The organism is Streptomyces sp. NPDC107550, assembly GCF_055639095.1.
In genome coordinates, this window is the sequence record NZ_JBVKBC010000017.1 from 84,183 (window position 1) to 99,297 (window position 15,115).

Consider the following 15,115-nt stretch of genomic DNA (forward strand, 5'->3'; position numbering starts at 1 on the left):
CTCGTAACGAAGGAGAGGCGTCCGGGCCGGTGCGGGGCGGGCCGGGAGCGTGGGGCCGGTGGGTCAGCCCATGAACTTCTTGAACTCGTCGGGGAGTTCGAAGTCCTTGGCGGCCTGCTGGTCGCCGCCGGGCAGGCCGAGCGCCCCGCCCGCCTCGGCCGCCGCGGCGCGCCGGGCGGCCTCCTCCTGCTCCTGCTGCTTGCGCTTCATCGGGTTGCCGGAGCGCTGCTTGCCCTTGGCCTTCTTCGCCTGCTTCTTCTGCCGGCCGGGGCCGCCACCCATGCCGGGCATCCCCGGCATTCCGGGCATGCCGCCGCCCTGGGCCATGCGGGACATCATCTTGCGGGCCTCGAAGAAGCGCTCCACGAGGTTCTTCACCGCGCTGACCTCGACGCCGGAGCCCTTGGCGATACGGGCGCGGCGCGAGCCGTTGATGATCGTCGGCTCCTGGCGCTCGGCCGGGGTCATCGACTTGATGATGGCGGCCGTGCGGTCGACGTCGCGCTCGTCGAGGTTGTTGATCTGGTCCTTGATCTGGTTCATCCCCGGCAGCATGCCGAGCAGCTTGGAGATGGAGCCCATCTTCCTGACCTGCTCCATCTGGGCCAGGAAGTCGTCGAGTGTGAAGTCCTGGCCCTTCTTGGAGGCCAGCTTCGAGGCCATCTTCTCGGCCTCTTGCTGCGAGAAGGTCTGCTCGGCCTTCTCGATCAGCGTGAGCATGTCGCCCATGCCGAGGATGCGCGACGCCATGCGATCCGGGTGGAACGCGTCGAAGTCGTCCATCTTCTCGCCGTTGGAGGCGAACATGATCTGCTTGCCGGTGACGTGCGCGATGGAGAGCGCGGCACCACCGCGGGCGTCGCCGTCGAGCTTGGAGAGCACGACGCCGTCGAAGCCGACGCCGTCGCGGAACGCCTCGGCCGTGTTGACCGCGTCCTGACCGATCATGGCGTCGACGACGAAGAGGACCTCGTCGGGGCTGACGGCGTCGCGGATGTCCGCGGCCTGCTGCATCAGCTCCTGGTCGATGCCGAGGCGGCCGGCGGTGTCGACGATGACGACGTCGTAGACCTTGGACTTGGCGAACTCGATGGAGTCCTTGGCGACCTGGACCGGGTCGCCCACCCCGTTGCCCGGCTGGGGGGCGTAGATGCCGACGCCGGCGCGCTCGGCGACGACCGTCAACTGGTTGACGGCGTTGGGGCGCTGGAGGTCACAGGCGACGAGCAGCGGCGAGTGGCCCTGCGCCTTGAGCCAGTGGCCGAGCTTGCCCGCGAGGGTCGTCTTACCGGCACCCTGGAGACCCGCGAGCATGATCACGGTCGGCGGGTTCTTGGCGAACCGCAGCCGGCGCGTCTCGCCGCCGAGGACCGCGATCAGTTCCTCGTTGACGATCTTGATGACCTGCTGGGCGGGGTTCAGCGCCTGGGAGACCTCGGCACCGAGGGACCTCTCCTTGACCTTCTTGATGAACGCCCGGACGACCGGCAGCGCGACGTCGGCCTCAAGGAGGGCGATACGGATCTCGCGCGCGGTCGCGTCGATGTCCGCCTCGGAAAGGCGGCCTTTGCCCCGGAGGGATTTGAAGGTATTCGCCAAGCGGTCGGAGAGAGTATCGAACACGGCGCTCGTCGGTCCTTGGGGTCGGGGACGGAGAATCGCCCTCCAGGGTATCCGCCCCGGCGGCGGAATCCTCCCCGCCCACCGGATCGGGGCGGACCGGACCCGGCCGCGCCCGGTGCCGGGGGCCGTGCGGCGACGCGCGCGAGACTGCCGACCCGCCACCGACCCAGCACCCGGCGTCACCCCCGCAGCGCCGCCTCCACGTGCTCCGCGACCGTCGGTCCCTGTCCCGTCGGCAGCGGAGCGCCCTGGGCGTCGGTGACGTAGAAGGCGTCGACCGCGCTCGCGCCCAGTGTCGAGACGTGCGCCGAGCGCACCCGCACGCCCGCCGTTTCGAACGCGCGTCCGATGCGGTGCAGCAGCCCGGGCGCGTCCTGGGCCCGCACCTCGATGACCGTGGCGAGGCGGGAGCCGGCCGGCGCGACCCGCACCCGGGGCGGCGGTGCGAGGACCCCGCGCCGCCTCGGGTACGCGGCGTCGCGTTCCGCGAGGCGGGCCGCGATGTCGAGCGAGCCGTCGAGGGCGCGGACGAGGTCGGCGCGCAATCGTGCAGCCTGTGGCAGCGACCCGTACTCGGCGGCGACCCGCCAGTCGAGCAGCAGCACCGCGCCGGGCATGCCGTCCGGCAGCGGGACGGTCCGCAGTTCGGCCGTCCGCACCGTCAGCCGGTGCAGGGCCAGCACCCCGGCGACGGCGGGCAGCACGCCGGGCTGGTCGGGGACGGCGATCAGCAGCTCCACCCCGACCGCCTCCCCCGTGTCCTCCGCGTCCTCGCCCACCGGTGGCTCCACGCGCGCGTGGAGGGCGAGGACGGGCGCGCCGGTGCGGTGCGCCTCGACGGCGAGCCGTTCCTGCTCGGCGGTGGGTTCGGCGGTGTCGGGGGCCTCGGGGTCGTCCCCGGCGAGCAGCGCGGCGACCCGCCCGACGAGGTCGTCGACGAGCGAGGCCCGCCACGCCGACCAGGCGGCGGGCCCGGTGGCGAGGGCGTCGGCCTCGGTGAGCGCGTGCAGCAGTTCGAGCGTGGCGGGCGTGCGGACGGCGTCGGCGACGGCGCGTACGGTCGCCGGATCGTCGAGGTCGCGCCGCGTCGCCGTCTCGACGAGCAACAGGTGGTGCCGTACGAGGGTGCCGAGCACGGCCATGTCGGCGGCGCCGAAGCCGAGCCGGGCGGCGGCCGCGCGCGCGAGGGGCTCACCGGCGGCGCTGTGGTCCCCGGGCAGCCCCTTGCCGATGTCGTGCAGCAGCGCGGCGACCAGGAGCAGGTCGGGGCGGCCGACGCGGCGGGCGAGCGCGGCGGCGCGCACGGCGGTCTCCACGAGGTGCCGGTCGACGGTCCAGGTGTGCACGGCGTTGCGCTGGGGGCGGCAGCGGACGCGTTCCCAGTCGGGCAGCAGCCGCGTGATCAGCCCTTCGGCCTCCAGCGCCTCCCACACCTGGACGGTGGGGCGGCCCGCGCCGAGGAGGGTGACGAACTCGTCGCGGGCCTCGGCCGGCCAGGGCACCGGCAGCGGGCAGGCCGCGGACGCCAGGCGGCGCACGGCGTGCGGGGAGAGCGGCAGTCCGGCCTGGGCCGCTGCCGCCGCCGCGCGCAGCGGCAGCACCGGGTCGTGGTCGGGGCGCGCGGCGCGGGCGAGCACGGCCTCGCCGTCCATCTCGACGACGCCCTCGGCGAGCGGCGAGCGCACCACGGGCGCGGGCCGCCGGCTGCCGAGCAGGCCGCGCAGGCGGGGCCGTACGGAGCGGGCGCGCAGCACGCGGCCCACGTCCCGCCAGGTGACGTCGGCGGCGTAAGCGAGGGTGCGGGCGGCCTCGGAGACCTCGCGCAGCAGCGCGTCCGCGTCGGGCAGGCCGAGGTACGCGGCGACCTGGTCCTGTTCCTGGAGGGCGAGGCGGTCGGTGGCGCGGCCGGTGGACAAATGGAGGGCGTCGCGTACGTCGAGCAGGCGGCGGCGCGCGTCGTCGAGGCCCGCGCGGGGCGCGTCGGCGAGCCAGGACGCGGCGACGGCTCGCAGCGCGGTGGCGTCCCGCAGGCCGCCGTGCGCTTCTTTGAGGTCGGGTTCGAGGAGGAAGGGGAGTTCGCCGTGGCGGGCGGCCCGCTCCTCGCACAGTTCGCGCAGCTCGGGCAGCTTGCGGACCGCTTGCTCGCGCCAGTCGGTGAGGGCCGTGGTGCGCAGGGCGGCGGTCAGGGCCGGGTCTCCGGCGATGTGCCGGGCGTCGAGGAGCCCGAGGTGCGCCTTGAGGTCGCCGGCGGCGGTCTTGCGGGCCTCGGCAAGGGTGCGGACGGAGTGGTCGAGGGCGAGGCCGAGGTCCCACACCGGGTACCAGAGGCGGTCCGCGAGCGCGGCGATCTCGTCGGGGGCAGCGGCGCCGTCGTGCAGGAGGAGCAGGTCGAGGTCGCTGCGCGGGGACAACTCGCCGCGCCCGTACCCGCCGACCGCGACGAGGGAGACGCCGGGGCGGGTGCCGGTGCCCGTGCCGGGGGCGGCGCCGGTGCCTGTGCTGCGGGCGGCGCCCGTGCCCGGGGCGGAACCCGTGTCCGGGGCGGAACCCGTGTCCGGGGCTGAGCCGGTGCCCGGCGCGGAACCTGTGCCCGGGGTGGAACCCGTGCCCGGCGCGGAGCCGGTGCCCGGGGCGGAGCCGACGCCCAGCTCGGAGCCGGTGCCTGGCGCGGAACCCGTGCCCGGGGCGCCGAACAGGCCGGCGAGCCAGTCGTCGGTGAGCCGGGCGAGCGCGGTGCGCCGGGCGGGACCCGCCGGCTCGGCGCCCTGGAGCAGCCGCAACCGCTCGGCCGCGTACCCGGCTCCTACGACACCGCCGACACCACCGGCGCCCCGGCCATCGCCCGCACCTTGGCCCCCGCCAGTGCCCCGGCCACCACCGGCACCGCCCGCACCCCGGACCCCGCTGACACCACCCGCACCCCGGGCACCACCGGCACCGCCGGCACCGCCGACACCCCCGCCCCCGGCACCGCCCTCCTCCACGAACCGCCCGCTCACAGCGCGTCCGGTCCGCGCTCCCCCGTACGGACGCGGACCGCCGTGTCCACGGGTACCGCCCATACCTTCCCGTCGCCGATCTTCCCGGTGCGGGCGGCCTGGACGACGACGTCGATGAGCTGTTCGGCGTCCTCGTCCTCGACCAGCACCTCGATACGGATCTTGGGGACGAGGTCGACGGTGTACTCGGCGCCCCGGTAGACCTCGGTGTGCCCGCGCTGACGGCCGTAGCCGCTGGCCTCGGTGACCGTCAGGCCCTGCACGCCGAACGCCTGGAGGGCTTCCTTGATCTCGTCGAGCCGGTGCGGTTTGACGACCGCGGTGATGAGCTTCATGCGTCCACCTTCTTCGTGCCGGGAGCGCTGCCGGAACCGGTGCCGGCGGCGAGCGTGCTGACGGGGGCGGGTACGGCGCCGCGCGCCACCGAGCCCCCGCCGGCGCCGCTGAAGTCGTAGGCGGTCTCGGCGTGTTCGACCTGGTCGATGCCGGAGACCTCGTCGTCCTCGCTGACGCGCATGCCCATGGTGCGGTCGAGGACGAAGGCGAGGGCGGCGGAGACGACGAGCGAGTAGGCGAGGACCCCGCCGACGCCGGCGCACTGCTTCCAGAACTGGTCGAGGCCGCCGCCGTAGAAGAGGCCCTTGGCGTCGGACTGGCCGCCGCCGGTGGCGAAGAGGCCCACGAGGAGCGAGCCGATGATCCCGCCGACGAGGTGGACGCCGACGACGTCGAGGGAGTCGTCGTAGCCGAAGCGGTACTTGAGGCCCACAGCGAGGGCGCAGACCACGCCCGCGACGGCCCCGATGGCGATGGCGCCGAGCGGCGAGCAGGAGCCGCCGGAGGGGGTGATGGCGACGAGGCCGGCGACGGCTCCGGAGGCGGCGCCGAGGGAGGTGCAGGCGCCGTGCCGCAGTTTCTCGTAGGCGAGCCAGGCCAGCATCGCGGCGGCGGTGGCGACCTGCGTGTTGACGAACATGAGGGCGCCGACGCCGTCGTCGTTGCCGAGCCAGGACCCGGCGTTGAACCCGAACCAGCCGAACCAGAGCAGCCCCGCGCCGAGCATCGTCCACGGCAGGGAGTGCGGGCGCATGGGGTCCTTCTTGAAGCCGACGCGCTTGCCGATGACGAGGATGACGCCGAGGGCGGCGGCGCCCGCGTTGATGTGGACGGCGGTGCCGCCGGCGAAGTCGATGACGCCGAGGTCGAAGGCCCAGCCGCCGCTGCCCCACACCCAGTGCGCGACGGGGAAGTAGACGAGGGTGACCCACAGGGTGATGAACAGGGCCCAGGCGCTGAACTTCACGCGGTCCGCGAGGGCGCCGCTGATCAGGGCGGGCGTGAGGACGGCGAACATGAGCTGGAAGACGGCGAAGACGTAGACGGGGATGTGGTAGCCGTCCCAGAGCTGGGTGAGGCCGATCCCGCTGAGGCCGACGTAGTCGCTGTTCCAGCCGATGAGGGAGCCCTTGTCGGTGCCGAACGCGACGGAGAATCCGTACAGGACCCACAGGAGGGTGACGATCCCGAGGCTGATGAAGCTCATCATCAGCATGTTGAGGGTGGACTTGACGCGGACCATGCCGCCGTAGAAGAAGGCGAGGCCCGGCGTCATGAGCATCACCAGGGCGGAGCAGATCAGCATGAAGCCGGTGTCGGCGGACGACAGTGCGGGCGCGTGTGCCGCGAGCGGGATGGCTGAGGCTGCCATCGGCGTCTCCTCGTCGTTGGGCGGCCCCGAGCGGACGAAGCCTGAAGGCGGGCGGTGAGGGGTGGGCCGGTTATGCGCCAGAGACTCGCGCAGCGCGGTTTCGGCGGGCGCCCCTCGGTGTTTCGCCGCGGTGACGAAGAGGTCGTGGGTGTTACGCGTGGGTGACATGCCGGTACGGCGACCGGCCGCGGCGGCCGTCCTAGGTGACCTGGCGGGGGAGCCGAGTCGGGCGGTACGGGACGGCCGGCCGCGGCCGGGATCGGTGGCGGGGGAAGCGGCTCCCCCGGAGGTCAGACCGCTGCTTCGGCGGTCTCGGGCAGGTGGACGGCGAGCTGGTCGGTGAGGTGGATGACCTCGGCGACGTCACCGAAGTCGCGCACGGCCGTGTCGACGGTCTTGCGGATACGGGTGTTGACGCGCTCGGAGCGGACCTTGCGCGCGATGCCGAGCGCTTCCTCGGCGAGGACGGTGGCCTGCACGGGCTCCTTCTGGAGCAGGTGCACGGTGGCCATGCCGATCAGGTTGAGCGCGTAGGAGCGCTGGTGCTCGGGGTCCTTGCCGAAGAGGTCGACGGCCTTGCTCATCAGCGGTTCGGCCATGGACGCGTAGGTGGGGCTGCGGCCGGCGACGTAGGCGAGGTCGCGGAAGGAGTGGCTGTTCTCGCCGTGGAGTTCGGCCATGGAGAAGAAGCGGATCCAGTCGGGGTCCGGCTCGTCCCAGTCGTCGGCGTCGGTGAAGGTGTCCTCGGCCATGCGCACGGCCCGCTTGCATTTGCCGGGCTGGCCCATGTTGGCGTAGGCGCGGGCCTCCATCGCATACAGCATGGACTGGGTGCGGGGACTGGCGCAGTCCCGACTGCCGTACTGCGCGAGGTGGATGAGCTCCAGGGCGTCCTCGGGGCGGCCGAGGTGGATCATCTGGCGGCTCATGCTGCTGAGGATGTACGAGCCGAGGGGGCGGTCGCCGGCTTCCTTCGCGGCGTGCAGGGCGAGGACGAAGTACTTCTGGGCGGTGGGCTGGAGTCCTACGTCGTAGCTCATCCAGCCGGCCAGCTCCGCCAGTTCGGCGGCGACCTTGAACAGGCGCTTGGTGGTGGCCTCGGGCTGGGGCTCCTGGAGCAGGTCGGTGACCTCGTGGAGCTGGCCGACGACGGCTTTGCGGCGCAGGCCGCCGCCGCACTGGGCGTCCCACTGGCGGAACATGACGGTCGTGGACTCCAGCAGATCCAGCTCGGGCTTGGAGAGCCGGCCGCGGCGCTGGGCGGCGGCGTCGCTCTCGTGGCGGGCGACGGCGCCCGTGCCGGGGGTGGGTACGAGCCAGCGCTGCATGGGCTCGATGAGGGAGGGCCCGGCGGCGAGGGCGAGGGAGCTGCCGAGGAAGCCCCGGCGGGCGAGCATCAGGTCGCTGCGGGAGAACTCGCCGATGAGCGCGACGGTCTGCGGTCCCGTCCACGGCAGGTCGACGCCGGAGACGGACGGCGCCTGGTGCGCGGCGCGCAGGCCGAGGTCCTCGACGGCGACGACGCAGCCGAAGCGCTCGGAGAACAGCTCGCTGAGGATGCGCGGGATCGGCTCGCGCGGGTTCTCCCCGTCGAGCCAGCGCCGTACGCGCGAGGTGTCGGTCGAGATGTGATTGGCGCCCAACTGGCGTGCCCGCCGGTTGACCTGACGGGCCAGCTCGCCCTTCGACCAGCCGCTGCGCACGAACCACGAGCCGAGTAGTTCGTTCGGGCGCTTCTCAGCGTTCGCCACGCCTCCGCCGCTGCCGCCCACTGGAACGCCCCCATCCCTGAAGCCACTGATGCCGCTCACCCGATGCTCGTCCGACGCCCGTCCGTAGCCCGACCGGCGTCCGGCCGATGCCCGACCACGCGTCCCGTCGGCTTACTTCTTGTCAGCAAGCACTACCAGCATGCCCTCGACCACGGCCTCCCGTCCGGCAGTTGTCACTCCTCGAACAGGAAACCGACTTGCCTGAGGCATACCCACGGGTGCACATACCCCGAAGGGCCATGCACTGAAAGTAATCCTACGATCACCCCTCCGGCGAGGGCGAACACGGAAACGCCACCATTCGCCACCCCTTCGAATGAACTCAGGTGCGGCCCCGCACGATTCACTTGACATAGGACAGCCGGAAGTGGGCGGAGCGGTGTGCGCCGGGGCGCGCGGCCCGTGCCGCACCACCCCCGTCACCCCGGTGCGCCGCCGACGACCGGGCGACGCGCACGGCGGGTAACGATCCGATTCCGTCACGTAACCACCGGTGCGCAGGACCCGTTGGAGGGGGCATGGGCTTCACGATCGGCGGCATTCTTGAGATCCGTTCCGGCTCACGTCGCCGCGGCCGGACGGCCGGCCGGGCGTCGGACCGCACGACGGTGGCGGAGTTCACCGGCCTGTGGGGATGGGACGTGGTTCCCGGCGCGCGCGCCCTGGACGGCGCCTGCTCCTGCGGCAAGGCGGACTGCGCGGCGCCCGGCGCCCATCCCCTCGACGCGGCGGCCGTGGTGCCGGCGGGCGCCACGCTGGACGAGGTGACGCGGGCGTGGAGCGGGTTCCCGGGAGCGGCGGTGCTACTTGTGGCGGGGCGCGCCTTCGACGTGCTCGACGTGCCCGAGGCGGCGGGGCGGCGCGCGCTGGTCCGCCTGGAGCGGATGGGCCTGCCGCTCGGCCCGGTCATCGTCACGCCCGAGGGCCGCGTGCAGTTCTTCGTGGCGCCCGGCGCCGCCGCCGAACTCCCGCTGCTGCTGTACCGGATGGGCTGGGACGACGCCGCCCTCGACCTGCACGCCCTCGGCCCCGGCAGCTACGTCACAGCCCCGCCCTCCGACCGCGCGGGCCTCGGCCCCGCGTCCTGGCTGCGCGCCCCCCGCCTGGACACCGCCACGCGCCCACCGCAGGCACGCCTGCTGCTCGGCACGCTGGCGTACGTGGCACACCGCTCGGCCTGCGCCTGACGCTCCGCGCCGCGCGGGCACGCCCCACCCCGTAAGACATGACCCCGTAAGACATGCGTGCGGGGAACCGCGTGCCCCCGTAAGGGCTCACGGTTCCCCGCGTGGACGGCGCCTCTCGGCTCCGGCTCCGCTACTCGCCGATGAGCGCGTCGACGAACGCCTCCGGCTCGAACGGCGCCAGGTCGTCCGGGCCCTCGCCGAGCCCGACGAGCTTGACCGGGACGCCCAGCTCGCGCTGGACCGCGATGACGATGCCGCCCTTGGCGGTGCCGTCCAGCTTGGTCAGGACGATGCCGCTGATGTCGACGACCTCGGCGAAGACGCGGGCCTGGACCAGCCCGTTCTGCCCGGTCGTCGCGTCGAGGACGAGCAGCACCTCGTCCAGCGGCGCGTGCTTCTCGACGACGCGCTTGACCTTGCCCAGCTCGTCCATGAGGCCGGTCTTGGTGTGCAGCCGGCCGGCGGTGTCGATGAGGACGACGTCCGCGCCCTCCTCGATGCCCTCCTTGACGGCGTCGAAGGCGATGGACGCCGGGTCGCCGCCCTCGGGGCCGCGCACGGTACGGGCGCCGACGCGCTCGCCCCAGGTCTGGAGCTGGTCGGCGGCGGCGGCACGGAAGGTGTCGGCCGCGCCCAGCACGACGTTCTTGCCGTCGGCGACCAGGACGCGGGCGAGCTTGCCGGTGGTGGTGGTCTTGCCGGTGCCGTTGACGCCGACGACCATCACGATGCCGGGCGTGTCCAGGTTCGAGTCCGTCTTCACGGAGCGGTCGAACTCGGGGACCAGCAGCTTGAGGAGTTCCTCGCGCAGCAGGGCGCGCAGCTCCTCGGGCGTACGGGTGCCGAGCACCTTCACGCGCTCGCGCAGGCTTTCGACCAGCTCCTGGGTGGGCTGCACGCCGACGTCGGCGGTGAGCAGCGTGTCCTCGATCTCCTCCCAGGTGTCTTCGTCGAGGTGCTCGCGCGACAGCAGGGTGAGCAGACCCTTGCCGAGCGCGTTCTGCGACCGGGAGAGCCGGGCGCGCAGGCGCACCAGGCGGCCGGCGGTCGGCTCGGGCACCTCGATCTCGGGGGCCGCGGGGGCGGCGGGCGCCTCCTCCACGGCCGGTTCGGGAGCCGCCTCCGTGACCGGGAGGTCGACCTCCTCGATCGTGCGCCGCGCTTCGTCGCGCGGCGTTTCGGCCTCGTCGCCGACGCGCGGCTCGGTCGGCGGGGCGGCGGTGATGTCGGGCGCCGAGGGCGGGGGCGGGGGCAGCGACTTCTTCTTGCGGCTGCCGACCACGAGCCCGCCGAGCGCGCCGATCACGACCACGGCGATGACTACAGCAAGGATGACGATTTCCATAACCCGTCCAGTATCAGCCATGACCGCTCCCCCACCACAGAGGCCGCGAGCCCGTCACCGTACGCGCACGACCGGCCTCCCGCCCGTCCCGCTTGGAGTTTGCTCCAAGAGACAAAGGCCACCGGAGGGAACTACTCGGACTAAAGTACGATGGAAGAGGGGCGTCAACGCGCGTAGAGTCCATCGCAACCGCCACCGGAGCCGGTTCGTCCGGTCGCGGCTGCCCCCGTCCCACCCCACAGAGGCACGGAACCCCACCGCATGAGCAAGACCGCCGAATCCGAAGGCGCACTGGAAACGCGCGGGATCGAACCCGTCCCCGATTCCGAGCGCACCGCCAAGACCCGCGAACTGTTCCCCACCTGGGTCGCCGCCAACATCAGCGTGCTGCTGCTCACGATGGGCGCGAGCCTCGTCGTGGCGTACAAGCTCAACTTCTGGCAGGCGATCGTGGTCGCCGTCGCGGCGCCGATCGTGTCGTACGGCCTGGTCGGGCTCATCGGCATCGCGGGCAAGCGCGGCGGCGCCCCGGGCATGGCCCTCTCCCGCGCGGTCTTCGGCCAGCGCGGCAATCTGCTGCCGGGTTCGCTGATCTGGATCGCGCGCTGGGGCTGGGAGACGATCAACGCGGTGACGGGCGCCTACGCGGTGCTCACCGTGCTCGACATCCTGTTCGGCATCAAGCAGAACAATGTGCTGGTCATCATCACGCTGCTGCTGTTCGTCGTGGCCACGTTCGCCATCTCCGGCCTCGGCATCAACGCCGTGCAGAAGTGCAACAAGTACGCGACGTACCTCTTCGGCCTCTTCTCCGTCCTGGTGCTGATCTTCCTGATCATCGACACGGACTGGTCCCGGGTCTTCGACCGGCCCGCCGGCTCGACCTCGCTCATGGTCGCGGGCATCGGCATGATCGCCGCGGGCGGCGTGAGCTGGATCCCGACCTCCCCCGACTTCACGCGCTACCTGCCGCGCACCGCCTCCTCCAAGGCCATCGTGCGCAACTCCATCGGCGGCGCCGGCATCGTCGTCCTGCCGATGGTCCTGATGGGCGCGGTCATGGCGGTCTCCACGCCCGATCTGGCCTCGGCCTCGGACCCGGTCTCCTTCCTCGGCGAGATCCTGCCGATGTGGATCGCGGTGCCGTATCTGCTGATCGCCCTGGTCGGCATGCTCCTGATCAACGCGATGTCGATGTACTCGGCCGGCTTCACCGCGCAGACGCTCGGCTTCAAGGTGCCGCGCCACTGGGCGGTCTCGGTGAACGCGGTGATCTCGCTGATCTTCGGCGGCATCCTCATGCTCGTCGCCACCAGCTTCATGGGCTCCTTCATCGCCTTCCTGTCGCTGCTCGCGGTCGCGTTCTCCGCGTGGGTCGGCGTCTTCGGCGCGGACATGTTCACGCGCAGGCACTACGACGCGGCCGCCCTCATCGACACCTCCCGCGCCAGCGCCTACTGGTACAAGGGCGGCTTCTCCCCCGCCGCCGTCGCCTCCTGGGCGCTCGGGCTCGTCGCGGGGCTGCTGTTCACGTCGTCGGACTGGTTCACGGGCCCGCTCGCCTCGAACAACTTCCTGGGCGAGTACGGCCTCGGCTGGGTCGTCACCATCGTCGTCTCGGGCCTGCTCTACGTGGCCCTGCCCAAGCCCGCGGACACCACCACGGCGCCGGAGGAGCCCGAGGAGGCCGCGGCCCTGGCTGTCTGACGCTCCGTCAGCTACCGTCCCCCTTCACCGAGCCGCACCGAGCCCGCGTGAAGGGGGACTTCGCATGCCCGTCTCCGTCGTACGGTTCAACCTGGTCGACCCCGACGGCACACCCGAGTCGCTGAGCGCCCGCTACCGCGCCGCCGTGGAGATGGCCGCGTACGCCGACGAGCACGGCGTGGACACCGTGCAGACCGAGGAACACCACGGCGTGGCGAACAACTGGCTGCCCTCGCCCTTCACCTTCGCCGGCGCGGTCCTCGGCGCCACCCGCCGCATCGCCGTCACCGTCTCCGCGATCATCGGGCCGCTGCACGATCCGCTGCGGCTCGCCGAGGACATCGCCGTCCTCGATCTGATCGGCGGCGGGCGTCTCGTCACGGTCGCGGGGATCGGCTACCGGCCCGAGGAGTACGAGCAGTTCGGCGTGGAGTGGAAGCGGCGCGGCCGGCTCCAGGACGAACTGCTGGAGACACTGCTGCTGGCCTGGACCGGCGAGGAGTTCACCTACCGGGGCCGGCGGGTGCGGGTGACGCCCCGCCCGTTCACGCGGCCGCATCCGCTGCTGCTGGTCGGCGGCTCCTCGCGGGCGGCGGCGCGCAGGGCGGCCCGGCTCGGCCTGCCGCTGTTCCCGAGCGCGCACCTGCCCGAGCTGGAGACGTACTACAAGGAGCAGCTCGCCGCGTACGGCACCGAGGGCTGGACCATGATGCCCGCCGCGACGACGCCCCTGCTGCACGTCGCGGAGGACCCGGACCGCACCTGGGCCGAGCACGGGGAGCGCTTCCTGCACGAGGCACGGACGTACGCCTCCTGGCAGTCGCAGGACATCAAGTCGGCGGTGCGCTCGGCGGCGGGCACGGTCGCGGAGCTGCGCGCCGAGGGCGTGTACCGGGTGCTGACGCCCGAGCAGTGCGTCGCGCAGGCCCTCGACTCGTACGTGCTGCATCCGCTGGTCGGGGGGATGCCGGTCGAGGAGGGGTGGAACAGTCTGCGGCTGTTCTGCGAGCGGGTGGTGCCCCGGCTCGCCGCCGCCTGACGCACGGCGCCCGCCGGCCGGAGCGTGCTCCGGGCGCGGCGGGCGGCGGGCTGACGGGGAGATGGCAGCGGGGACTTGGTCCATCTCCCCGAGTCGGGGGCCTGATGCGGGCGTCAGCCCATCTCCTCCAGCGCCTTGCCCTTGGTCTCCTTCACGAACTTGAGCACGAAGGGGATCGAGAGCGCGGCGAAGACGGTGTAGATGATGTACGTGCCCGACAGGTTCCAGTCGGCCAGCGACGGGAAGCTCGCGGTGATGGCCCAGTTGGCGATCCACTGCGCGGAGGCGGCGACACCGAGGGCGGCGGCGCGGATGCGGTTGGGGAACATCTCGCCGAGGAAGACCCAGACGACGACACCCCACGACATGGCGAAGAAGAACACGAAGCCGTGCGCGGCGATCAGCGCGACCCAGCCCTGCGTGGTCGGCAGCTTGCCGTCCACGAGGTCGTAGCTGAACGCCCATGCCTCCAGGGCCAGACCGATCACCATGCCGACCGAACCGACGAGTGCGAGCGGCTTACGGCCGACGCGGTCGACGAAGATCATCGCCACGACGGTACCGATGATGTTGATGATCGACGTGGTGAACGAGTAGAAGAACGAGTTCGTCGGGTCGACACCGACCGACTGCCACAGCGTCGAGGAGTAGTAGAACGCGACGTTGATGCCGACGAACTGCTGGAAGACCGAGAGGCCGATGCCGATCCAGACGATCGGCTTGAAGAAGAAGCCGCCGCCCAGCAGGTCCTTGAAGGAGGACTTGTGCTCGCTGCGCATCGCGTTCTCGATCTCGACGATACGGGCGTCGAGGTCGACGCCGTTGCCCTCGACCTCTTCGAGGACCTTCTTCGCCTTGTCCCGCTTGCCGGCCGAGATCAGCCAGCGCGGCGACTCGGGGATGGCGAAGGAGAGCATCCCGTACAGGACGGCCGGGATCACCATGACGCCGAGCATGACCTGCCACGCCTCAAGGCCCATCAGCTTGCCGCGCTGGTCGCCGCCCGCGGCGTTCAGCAGGCCCCAGTTGACGAGCTGGGAGATGGCGATGCCGACGACGATGGCCGCCTGCTGGAAGGAGCCGAGCCGGCCGCGGTAGGCGGGCGGGGCGACCTCGGCGATGTAGGCCGGGCCGATCACGGACGCCATGCCGATGGCGAAACCGCCGATGATCCGCCACAGGGCGAGGTCCCACAGCGCGAACGGCAGCGCCGAGCCGATGGCGCTGATGGTGAACAGGACCGACGCGATCTGCATGCACCGGATGCGGCCGATGCGGTCGGCGATCCGGCCCGCGGTCGCGGCGCCGATGGCGCAGCCGATCAGGGCGATGGCGATGACCTGGGCGAGCGCGGCCGAGCCGATGTCGTACCGGTCGCGGATGGCCTCGACGGCGCCGTTGATGACGGAGCTGTCGTAGCCGAAGAGGAAGCCGCCCATCGCGGCGGCGGCAGCGATGAAGATGACATGTCCGAGGTGCTCTGGCTGAGCGTCCCGGGCTCCGGATTGGGGTGCCGCAGTGCTGGTCACGTGTACTCCTCGGGCCACCGGCTGCGCTGCCGGGGGTGGGGGCGAGCCCTTCAGTAGTGGTACCAGTGGCGCACAACTTCGCGCCGCTCACCACCTGAAGGTAAAAGCAACGGTGCAGAGACTATGCCTTCAACTATCGAAGCCAACAGGCCGGGGTGTCTGGAATTCCCTCGGAGGTGCGGGCACCTTGTGTTCACTGCTTGAAC

The 15,115-nt window shown here is 72.0% G+C and carries 11 protein-coding genes; 3 read left to right on the forward strand and 8 right to left on the reverse strand.

The genetic code is table 11. The features are described from left to right. Nucleotides 1-63 precede the first annotated feature (63 nt). The 6 genes from ffh to nsdA all read right to left on the reverse strand — a co-directional run bounded on the left by ffh (nt 64) and on the right by nsdA (nt 8,102). Complete coding sequence (ffh, locus tag ACZ7LY_RS22330) at nt 64-1,623, reverse strand: signal recognition particle protein (protein WP_471626413.1); 1,560 nt, start codon at nt 1,621-1,623, stop codon at nt 64-66. A gap of 179 nt (nt 1,624-1,802) precedes the next feature. Further along, nucleotides 1,803-4,403 (reverse strand): [protein-PII] uridylyltransferase, encoded by a 2,601-nt coding sequence (locus tag ACZ7LY_RS22335; protein ID WP_471626414.1) that lies wholly within the window; start codon nt 4,401-4,403, stop codon nt 1,803-1,805. Between the two features lie 23 nt (nt 4,404-4,426). Next, the gene (locus ACZ7LY_RS22340; protein ID WP_471626415.1) at nt 4,427-4,594 is read right to left on the reverse strand and encodes a hypothetical protein; all 168 of its coding nucleotides are present in this window, start codon (nt 4,592-4,594) and stop codon (nt 4,427-4,429) included. 24 nt (nt 4,595-4,618) lie between these two features. Beyond that, nucleotides 4,619-4,957: a P-II family nitrogen regulator gene (locus tag ACZ7LY_RS22345; RefSeq protein WP_471626416.1), complete on the reverse strand. Its 339-nt coding sequence runs from the start codon at nt 4,955-4,957 to the stop codon at nt 4,619-4,621. Then, nucleotides 4,954-6,330 (reverse strand): ammonium transporter, encoded by a 1,377-nt coding sequence (locus ACZ7LY_RS22350; RefSeq protein ID WP_471626417.1) that lies wholly within the window; start codon nt 6,328-6,330, stop codon nt 4,954-4,956. Before ACZ7LY_RS22350 ends, ACZ7LY_RS22345 begins: the two co-directional genes overlap by 4 nt. Nucleotides 6,331-6,620: 290 nt before the next feature. Beyond that, entirely contained in the window at nt 6,621-8,102 is a 1,482-nt protein-coding gene (gene nsdA / locus ACZ7LY_RS22355; protein ID WP_471626418.1) for a transcriptional repressor NsdA, read from the reverse strand. A 518-nt stretch (nt 8,103-8,620) separates the two neighbouring features. Here nsdA and ACZ7LY_RS22360 point away from each other — a divergent pair. After that, nucleotides 8,621-9,289 (forward strand): bifunctional DNA primase/polymerase, encoded by a 669-nt coding sequence (locus tag ACZ7LY_RS22360; RefSeq protein WP_471626419.1) that lies wholly within the window; start codon nt 8,621-8,623, stop codon nt 9,287-9,289. Between the two features lie 130 nt (nt 9,290-9,419). On the opposite strand, the gene ftsY is transcribed toward ACZ7LY_RS22360, so the two are convergent. Next, nucleotides 9,420-10,634: a signal recognition particle-docking protein FtsY gene (gene ftsY, locus ACZ7LY_RS22365; RefSeq protein WP_471626420.1), complete on the reverse strand. Its 1,215-nt coding sequence runs from the start codon at nt 10,632-10,634 to the stop codon at nt 9,420-9,422. 261 nt (nt 10,635-10,895) lie between these two features. Between ftsY and ACZ7LY_RS22370 the strand changes: the two genes are divergently transcribed. Further along, nucleotides 10,896-12,341 carry a cytosine permease gene (locus tag ACZ7LY_RS22370; RefSeq protein WP_471626421.1) on the forward strand — a complete coding sequence of 482 codons (1,446 nt, stop codon included), beginning with the start codon at nt 10,896-10,898 and terminating at the stop codon, nt 12,339-12,341. Between the two features lie 64 nt (nt 12,342-12,405). After that, nucleotides 12,406-13,380 (forward strand): LLM class flavin-dependent oxidoreductase, encoded by a 975-nt coding sequence (locus ACZ7LY_RS22375; RefSeq protein WP_471626422.1) that lies wholly within the window; start codon nt 12,406-12,408, stop codon nt 13,378-13,380. A gap of 113 nt (nt 13,381-13,493) precedes the next feature. Here ACZ7LY_RS22375 and ACZ7LY_RS22380 read toward each other — a convergent pair whose 3' ends face one another. Next, a complete protein-coding gene (locus ACZ7LY_RS22380; RefSeq protein WP_471626423.1) occupies nt 13,494-14,909 on the reverse strand; it encodes a sugar porter family MFS transporter in 1,416 nt (471 codons plus the stop codon). Between the last annotated feature and the right edge of the window lie 206 nt (nt 14,910-15,115).

What these genes read in the sequence shown, in the direction of transcription:
- ACZ7LY_RS22375 (WP_471626422.1), top strand. Translation starts at nt 12,406, where the DNA reads ATGCCCGTCTCCGTCGTACGGTTCAACCTGGTCGACCCCGACGGCACA.
- ACZ7LY_RS22360 (WP_471626419.1), top strand. Translation starts at nt 8,621, where the DNA reads ATGGGCTTCACGATCGGCGGCATTCTTGAGATCCGTTCCGGCTCACGT.
- ACZ7LY_RS22345 (WP_471626416.1), bottom strand. Translation starts at nt 4,957, where the DNA reads ATGAAGCTCATCACCGCGGTCGTCAAACCGCACCGGCTCGACGAGATC.
- ACZ7LY_RS22370 (WP_471626421.1), top strand. Translation starts at nt 10,896, where the DNA reads ATGAGCAAGACCGCCGAATCCGAAGGCGCACTGGAAACGCGCGGGATC.
- ACZ7LY_RS22350 (WP_471626417.1), bottom strand. Translation starts at nt 6,330, where the DNA reads ATGGCAGCCTCAGCCATCCCGCTCGCGGCACACGCGCCCGCACTGTCG.
- ftsY (WP_471626420.1), bottom strand. Translation starts at nt 10,634, where the DNA reads ATGGAAATCGTCATCCTTGCTGTAGTCATCGCCGTGGTCGTGATCGGC.